This is a genomic window from Enhygromyxa salina (genome assembly GCF_000737335.2).
Lineage (GTDB): Bacteria > Myxococcota_A > Polyangia > Nannocystales > Nannocystaceae > Plesiocystis > Plesiocystis salina_C.
In genome coordinates, this window is record NZ_JMCC02000317.1 from 1 (window position 1) to 578 (window position 578).

At 69.2% G+C, this 578-nt stretch carries 1 protein-coding gene; it reads right to left on the reverse strand.

All coding sequences use genetic code 11. The features are described 5' to 3' along the window. Positions 1-230 precede the first annotated feature (230 nt). The coding region (locus tag DB30_RS41070) for a transposase (protein WP_205633231.1) at positions 231-578 on the reverse strand (348 nt) is incomplete at its 5' end.

Here is a 578-nt window from a genome sequence, read left to right on the forward strand (position 1 = left end):
GCATCGCACCGCGGCAGCGGGGGCAGGTCATGATGTCGACCGCGAACACCCTCTGAAGCAGCCACGCCCACGGGTGTCGAGTGGGTTGCTTGGCGACCGCCTCGAGTTCGGTCGCCTCGCCGTCGAACGACAAGCGTGTCTGCGTCGGCTCGGTGGCCACCGCCACGGGGCCCGGCACGACCTCGGGCCGCGCCTTGACTGCGGGCGGCCTGGCGGCCGTCCTCGTCTACCTACGCGGACTCCGGCCAGCAAGCTGGCCTCCATCCGCTCCGGTTGGCGTGGGTAGCGAGCACGCCGTGATAGCGGATCATATGAAAACGCGGTGGCGGGATCAGGGCGCACAGCCGCGCGATGAGGTCGAGCGGAGCGAGCAAAACTGCATGCACGCCATTTTTCCACGCGTGCCGAAAGTTGTAGCGACATCGGCCGTCGGGGGTGGTCTCGAGGCGATCCTGGGCGACGGGCGGACGCGCGACGTACCGACACAAACGCTCGAGGCGTTGGCGGTCGCGGCTCGGCACGGCCGCGCCCGCGTGCACGTTGACACCACCGACTTCGGCGAGCGCCTCGTTGGGTTT